Source organism: Sphingomonas sp. NPDC019816 (assembly GCF_050274375.1).
Taxonomy (GTDB): domain Bacteria; phylum Pseudomonadota; class Alphaproteobacteria; order Sphingomonadales; family Sphingomonadaceae; genus Sphingomonas.
This window is the reverse complement of record NZ_JBNNOB010000161.1, coordinates 1-7,067: the sequence shown is the minus strand read 5'-3', so window position 1 is coordinate 7,067 and position 7,067 is coordinate 1. Positions and strand designations below refer to the sequence as shown.

The 7,067-nt window shown below is 67.6% G+C and carries 6 protein-coding genes; all 6 read left to right on the top strand.

Annotation, left to right across the window (positions count from 1 at the left end):
- Positions 1-444 (top strand): aminotransferase class I/II-fold pyridoxal phosphate-dependent enzyme (locus ACQKJZ_RS17045; protein ID WP_427732630.1); only part of this gene is annotated, 444 nt, incomplete at its 5' end.
- A gap of 188 nt (positions 445-632) precedes the next feature.
- Entirely contained in the window at positions 633-1,709 is a 1,077-nt protein-coding gene (pheS, locus tag ACQKJZ_RS17040; protein WP_427732632.1) for a phenylalanine--tRNA ligase subunit alpha, read from the top strand.
- Positions 1,706-4,069 carry a phenylalanine--tRNA ligase subunit beta gene (gene pheT, locus ACQKJZ_RS17035; RefSeq protein ID WP_427732628.1) on the top strand — a complete coding sequence of 788 codons (2,364 nt, stop codon included), beginning with the start codon at positions 1,706-1,708 and terminating at the stop codon, positions 4,067-4,069. The genes pheS and pheT overlap by 4 nt, the downstream gene beginning before the upstream one ends.
- The gene (locus ACQKJZ_RS17030; RefSeq protein ID WP_427732626.1) at positions 4,062-4,943 is read left to right on the top strand and encodes an aldose 1-epimerase family protein; all 882 of its coding nucleotides are present in this window, start codon (positions 4,062-4,064) and stop codon (positions 4,941-4,943) included. The genes pheT and ACQKJZ_RS17030 overlap by 8 nt, the downstream gene beginning before the upstream one ends.
- 208 nt (positions 4,944-5,151) lie before the next feature.
- A complete protein-coding gene (locus ACQKJZ_RS17025) occupies positions 5,152-6,678 on the top strand; it encodes a peptide chain release factor 3 (protein ID WP_427732624.1) in 1,527 nt (508 codons plus the stop codon).
- Positions 6,679-6,736: 58 nt separating this feature from the next.
- Positions 6,737-7,067 (top strand): hypothetical protein (locus ACQKJZ_RS17020; protein ID WP_427732622.1); only part of this gene is annotated, 331 nt, incomplete at its 3' end.

Sequence of the window (7,067 nt, the reverse complement as noted above, 5' to 3'; positions counted from 1 at the left end):
CTGATCGCGGCGATGACTCGGGTGAAGTCCTATCTCGATTACGGCGCCTTCACCCCGATCCAGGCGGCGGCCTGCGCCGCGCTCAACGGGCCGCAGGACATCGTCGAGAAGAACCGCCAGCTCTATCACAAGCGCCGCGACGTGCTGGTCGAGAGTTTCGGCCGCGCGGGGTGGGACATCCCGTCCCCTAAGGCGTCGATGTTCGCCTGGGCGCCGCTGCCGCCGGCGCTGGCGCATCTGGGCAGCCTGGAATTTTCCAAGCAATTGTTGACCGAGGCCAAGGTCGCGGTCGCGCCCGGCGTCGGTTACGGCGAGAATGGTGAGGGCTTCGTCCGCATCGCGCTGGTCGAGAACGAGCAGCGGCTCCGCCAGGCGGCGCGCAACATCAAGCGCTATCTGCAATCGATGGGCGTCAATACGCCGGGATCGGCCAAGGCATTGTAAATCGCCGCCGGCCCGGCGGCCCCGCCCGATCTCGCGCGCATGGGGGGCGGCTGGGATCGCGTGGAGGATTGATCCGGGCCGCCCCCAGCCGCTACGGCGTGAACGATCCCGCAAGATGGGGCCGCGCCCGTGCCGTTCGGCCGGGCAGCGGGCCGACGGAGTGAAGAGTGAGCAACGACCTCGAAGACATGCGTGAGCCTTTGCTCGCCGCCATTGCCGACGCGCCCGCGCTGGACGTGCTGGAGACGATCCGCGTCGATGCGCTGGGCAAGCAGGGGCGGATCACGCAACTGCTCAAGACGCTGGGCAAGATGAGCCCCGAGGAGCGCCAGGTCGAAGGGCCGAAGATCCATTCGCTGCGCGAGGCGGTGACCGAGGCGCTCGGCACCCGCAAGGCCGCGCTGGAGAAGGCGGCGCTCGACGCGCGGCTGGCGTCCGAGCGACTCGACATGACCCTGCCGGTCGAGGGCGGCAGCTTCGGTACGGTCCATCCGGTCAGCCAGGTGATGGACGAACTGGCCGAGATCTTCGCCGATCTGGGCTTCGCCGTCGCGACTGGGCCGGAGGTCGAGACCGACTGGCACAATTTCACCGCGCTCAATATCCCTGAGACGCATCCGGCGCGCGCGATGCACGACACCTTCTATCTGGCGGGCGTCGAGCCCGGCGGCGACGAGCGCACCGTGCGCCGCGTGCTGCGCACCCACACCTCGCCGGTGCAGATCCGCACCATGCTGGACCAGAAGCCGCCGATCCGCATCATCGCGCCGGGCCGCACCTATCGCTCCGACTCGGATGCAACCCACACGCCGATGTTCCATCAGGTCGAGGGGCTGGTGATCGACAAGGGCATCACGCTCGGCCATCTGAAGTGGACGTTGGAGACCTTCCTCAAGGCGTTCTTCGAGCGCGACGACATCGTGCTGCGCCTGCGCCCCAGCTATTTCCCCTTCACCGAACCCTCGGCCGAGGTCGATGTCGGCTACACCATCGAGAAGGGCAAGCGTGTCATCGGGGGTTCCGGCGGCGGCTGGATGGAAGTGCTGGGCAGCGGCATGGTCCATCCCAAGGTCATCGAGGCGTGCGGGCTGGACCCCAATGAGTGGCAGGGCTTTGCCTTTGGCTGCGGCATCGATCGCCTCGCCATGCTGAAATACGGGATGGACGATCTGCGCGCCTTCTTCGACGGCGATATCCGCTGGTTGAAGCATTACGGGTTCGCGAGCCTCGACGTACCCACGCTGTCGGGAGGAGTCGGCGCATGAAGTTCACCCTGGGCTGGCTGAAGAGCCATCTGGACACCGACGCCACCCTCGACACCATCGTCGAGGGGCTGACCCGTATCGGCCTGGAGGTCGAGGGCGTGCACAATCCGGGCGAGGCGCTGTCCTCGTTCCGCGTCGCGCGCATCCTGTCGGCCGAGCGGCATCCGCAGGCGGACAAGCTGCAGGTCCTGTCGGTCGATGCCGGTGACGGCCCGATGCAGGTCGTGTGCGGCGCGCCCAATGCGCGCGCAGGGCTGGTCGGCGTGTTCGGCGCGCCGGGGGCCTATGTCCCTGGCCTCGACGTGACGCTGAAGGTCGCGGCGATCCGCGGCGTCGAATCGAACGGCATGATGTGCTCGGCGCGCGAGTTGCAGATCGGCGAGGGTCATGACGGCATCATCGAACTGCCCGAGGATGCGGCCATCGGCACGTCCTTCCCCGACTATGCGGGCCTCAACGATCCGGTCATCGACGTGTCGATCACGCCCAACCGTCAGGACTGCATGGGCGTCCACGGCATCGCGCGCGACCTCGCCGCCGCCGGGCTCGGCACGCTGATCGCGCCGACCGTGCCGGAGGTGAAGGGCGAAGGCCCCGGTCCCGATGTGCGGATCGAGGATGCCGAAGGCTGCCCCGCTTTCTATGCGCAAGGCGTGTCGGGCCTGACCAATGGCGAGGCCCCCGAATGGATGCGCCAGCGGCTGACCGCGATCGGGCAGAAGCCGATTTCGGCTTTGGTCGACATCACCAACTATATGACCGTCGATCTCGGCCGCCCGCTTCATGTCTATGACAAGGCCAAGCTGTCGGGTGGTCTGGTTGCGCGCAAGGCGCGCGAAGGCGAGACGGTCGAGGCCCTGAATGGCAAGACCTATACCCTGTCGGAAGGCATGACCGTCATCGCCGACGAAGCGGGCGTGCACGACATCGGCGGTATCATGGGCGGCGAGCATTCGGGCGTGTCGGAGACGACCACCGACGTCATCATCGAATGCGCCTATTTCGCTCCCGAGGCGATCGCAAGAACCGGCCAGAAACTGGCACTCACCAGCGACGCGCGCACCCGGTTCGAGCGGGGGGTGGACCCGGCCTTCCTCGACGACGGCCTCGCCATCGCGACCTTCCTCGTGCTCGAATATTGCGGCGGCACTGCCAGCAGCGTGACGCGTGCAGGCCAGCCGCCGGTCGTCGGCAAGACCATCGCCTATGATCCGAAGCTCGCTGAGACGTTGGGTGGCCTCGCCATCGAACCGGCGCGGCAGAAGGTGATCCTCGAATCACTCGGCTTCATCGTCACCGCCGACTGGCAGGTCACCGCGCCGAGCTGGCGCCGCGACGTGGACGGCCCCGCCGATCTGGTCGAGGAAGTGATCCGTATCGAGGGGATCGACCATGTTCCCCCGGTCGCGCTGCCCCGCACGCCCGGCGTCGCGCGTCCCACCGCCACGCCGCAGCAGAAGCTGGAGCGTCGCGCCCGCCGCGCCGCCGCCGCGCGTGGCCTCGACGAAGCGGTGACGTGGAGCTTCATCAGCGAGGCGCAGGCCGCGCCCTTCGGCGGCGGCGCCTTCACGCTCGCCAACCCGATCAGCGAGGATCTGAAGGTCATGCGGCCTTCGCTGCTCCCCGGCCTGCTCGCCGCGACCGAGCGCAACATCAAGCGCGGTGCGACCGCCGTACGTCTGTTCGAGATCGGTCGCCGCTATCTGGAAGAGGCCGAGCGGTCGACGCTCGGCGTCGTGCTAGCGGGCGACAAGGCGCCCCGCAACTGGCGTTCGGGCAAGGCGCAAGCCTATGACGCCTACGATGCCAAGGCCGAGGCGATCGCGCTGCTCGCCCAGGCCGGTGCGCCGGTCGACAACCTTCAGGTGATGGGCGAGGCGGGCGATGCCTGGCATCCCGGCCAGTCGGGCACGCTGCGGCTGGGGCCGAAGACGGTGCTGGCGGCGTTCGGCATGGTCCACCCGATGGTGCTGAAGGCGTTCGATCTGGACGGCGCGGTGGCGGCGGTGGAGATCTATCTCGATGCCATCCCGCCCAAGCGCGCGACGGGCTTCATGCGCCCGGCCTATACGCCCCCGGCGTTGCAGTCGGTCAAGCGCGACTTCGCCTTCCTGGTGCCCGCCGATCTGGCCGCCGACCAACTGATCCGCGCGGTACGCGGCGCGGACAAGGCGGCGATCACCGCTGCGCGCGTCTTCGACGTGTTCGCCGGGCAGGGCGTGCCCGAGGGGCACAAGTCGGTCGCGGTGGAGGTCCTGCTGCAACCCTCGCAGAAGAGCTTCACCGATGAGGAGCTGAAGGCCATCGCCGACAAGATCGTTGCGGCCGCCGCCAAGCAGGGAGCGCAACTCCGTGGCTGATGAGGAAAACTGGGTCCGTATCGCCAACGACCATCTGTCGGCGGCGATCAATCCGTTCGGGGCCGAATTGTCCTCGCTGAAGGACGCGGACGGCCGCGAGCTGATGACGAATGCGGACCCGGCTTTCTGGACCGGCCGCGCGCCTTTGCTGTTCCCGGTGATCGGCGTGACCCGCGACGGCATCCGCCTGAACGGCCAGCATTATCCAATGGCCAAGCACGGCTTTGCCCGCCACTCGACGTTCGAGCTGGTCAGCCACGAGGCCAATCGCGCGGTCTTCTCGCTGGGCGACAGCGAGGCGACGCGGACCTCCTATCCCTTCGCTTTCCGGTTGGAGGTGGAGTTCCGGCTGGAGGACGCAACGCTGGTCGTGGAGGCCCGCGTGCTCAACCGGGGCGAGGCGCCGATGCCCGCCAGCTTCGGCTTCCACCCCGCCTTCGCCTGGCCGTTGCCGTACGGCAAGGCGCGGGCCGACCATCGCATCGTCTTCGAGCGGGACGAACCCGCCCGCCTGCGGGAGATCGCGCCGGATGGCCTGATCGCCGAAGCCCGCCGCGACAGCCCGCTCGACGGGCGCGTGCTGCATCTGGCGGACGACCTGTTCACCCACGACGCGCTGGTCTGGGACCCGGTCGAGAGCCGCCATGTCACCTATGGCGTCGACAGCGCGCCGCAACTGCGGATCGCCTTCCCCGACACCGACAAGCTCGGCATCTGGACCAAGCCGGGTGCGGCCTATGTCTGTGTCGAACCGTGGCACGGCATCGCCGACCCGGAAGGATTTGAAGGCGACTTCTTCGACAAGCCCGGCGTGTTCGTCGTGCCGGTCGGGGGCGAGAAGCTGATCCAGATGTCGGTGACGCTGACGAGATGATCCCGTTTCAAGCCCCTCCCCTTCAGGGGAGGGGATGGGGTGGGGCCTATCCGCAAATACATCGCCTGCGGGTCCGCCCCACCCCCGGCCCCTCCCCCGAAGGGGAGGGGAGATCAGGCTAGGGCCTGTCTTGTGCCACAATTTGCTGTAACAGGCGCAGCATCTCGGGCGCTCGGATGCGCCATTTCCCTATTCGACAGAGCCGCCCATGACTTCCCCCCGCCGTACCTTCGCGATCATCTCGCACCCTGACGCCGGTAAGACGACGCTGACCGAAAAGCTGCTCTATTTCGGCGGCGCGATCCACTTGGCGGGTGAGGTCAAGGCACGCGGCCAGAACCGGCGCGCGCGGTCGGACTGGATGAAGATCGAGCAGCAGCGCGGCATCTCGGTCACCTCCTCGGTGATGACGTTCGAGAAGGACGGCGTGACCTTCAACCTGCTCGACACGCCGGGCCACGAGGATTTCTCGGAGGATACCTATCGCACGCTGACCGCCGTCGACTCGGCCGTCATGGTCATCGACGCGGCGCGCGGTATCGAGGCGCAGACGCGCAAGCTGTTCGAGGTGTGTCGCCTGCGTTCGGTGCCGATCATCACCTTCGTCAACAAAGTCGATCGCGAAGGCCGTCCGCCCTTTGAACTGCTCGACGAGATCGCCGATATCCTGGCGCTCGACGTCGCGCCGATGAGCTGGCCGGTTGGCATGGGTGGGCTGTTCGAGGGTGTGCTCGACCTGACCAGCAATACGGTCAGCCGCCCCGAGGGCGATAGCCGCGCCTTCCTGGGTAAAGTCGACAACGCACCGACGCTGCCCGCTGACATCGCCGAGGAAATCGAGCTGGCGCAGGCGGGCTATGCGCCGTTCGATGCCGAAGCCTATCGCAACGGCGACCTGACGCCAGTCTATTTCGGCTCCGCGCTTAAGGATTTCGGGGTGGCCGAGCTGATCGACGCGCTCAGCCGCCACGCACCGCCACCGCGCCCGCAGCCCGCCGAACCCGCGCCCGTCGCGCCCGACAACAAGGAAGTCACCGGCTTCATCTTCAAGGTGCAGGCGAACATGGACCCGCAGCATCGCGACCGCATCGCGTTCATGCGGCTCTGCTCGGGCACCTTCAAGCGCGGCATGAAGCTGACCCCTACGGGCCATGGCAAGCCGATCGCAGTCCACTCGCCGATCCTGTTCTTCGCACAGAATCGCGAAGTCGCGGACGAGGCGTTTCCGGGCGACATCATCGGCATCCCCAACCACGGCACGCTGCGTGTGGGGGACACGCTGTCGGAGAAGGCGGATGTCCGCTTCACCGGCCTGCCCAATTTCGCCCCCGAAATCCTGCGTCGCGTGGCCCTCAAGGACCCGACCAAGACCAAGCAGCTGCGGAAAGCCTTGGACGACATGGCCGAGGAGGGGGTGACCCAGGTCTTCTATCCCGAGATCGGCTCGAACTGGATCATCGGCGTCGTCGGGCAGCTCCAGCTCGACGTGCTGCTGTCGCGGCTGGATGCGGAGTACAAGGTCGCGGCGGGGCTGGAGCCTGCGCCGTTCGACACCGCGCGCTGGATCACCGCCGACGACCCCGCCGACCTCAAGGCGTTCATGGACCTGAACCGCGCGGCGATGGCGAAGGACCGCGACGACAACCCCGTCTTCCTAGCCAAAAGCGCCTGGGAAGTGGGCTATGTCGCCGATCGCTATCCCAAGGTCCGTTTCCTCGCCACGCGCGAGCGCTGAGGGGGAACCCACGGGCCGTTTCGCGGCTTCATGGTGCATGAACGAACAGGGAGCCACCATGGACCGCGCGACGATCGACGCCACCTTCGAGGCCAATGAGAAGCTGATCCGCCGCCGCGCGCTCAAGGCCGGGGCCAAGGCGCTGACCATCGGCACCGAGAGCCTGGCCGAGACGATCGATGCGATCGGCGATGCCTATGGCCTGAGCGGCGCGCAGCGGCGCCAGCTGGAGCCCGCCGCGTCGATCGAGGCGCAGGAGATCGTCGGCAAGTTGAAGGGCTTTGTCGGCCCGGCGGCGGTGCTGGGCGATCTGCGCGGCGGTTCGGGAGTCCTGTCGCAGGCACGCGCGGCCGGAAAGCTCGCCAAGACCGCGCGCCGCATCGGCAAGG

What these genes read in the sequence shown, in the direction of transcription:
- pheS (WP_427732632.1), top strand. Translation starts at nt 633, where the DNA reads ATGCGTGAGCCTTTGCTCGCCGCCATTGCCGACGCGCCCGCGCTGGAC.
- ACQKJZ_RS17025 (WP_427732624.1), top strand. Translation starts at nt 5,152, where the DNA reads ATGACTTCCCCCCGCCGTACCTTCGCGATCATCTCGCACCCTGACGCC.
- pheT (WP_427732628.1), top strand. Translation starts at nt 1,706, where the DNA reads ATGAAGTTCACCCTGGGCTGGCTGAAGAGCCATCTGGACACCGACGCC.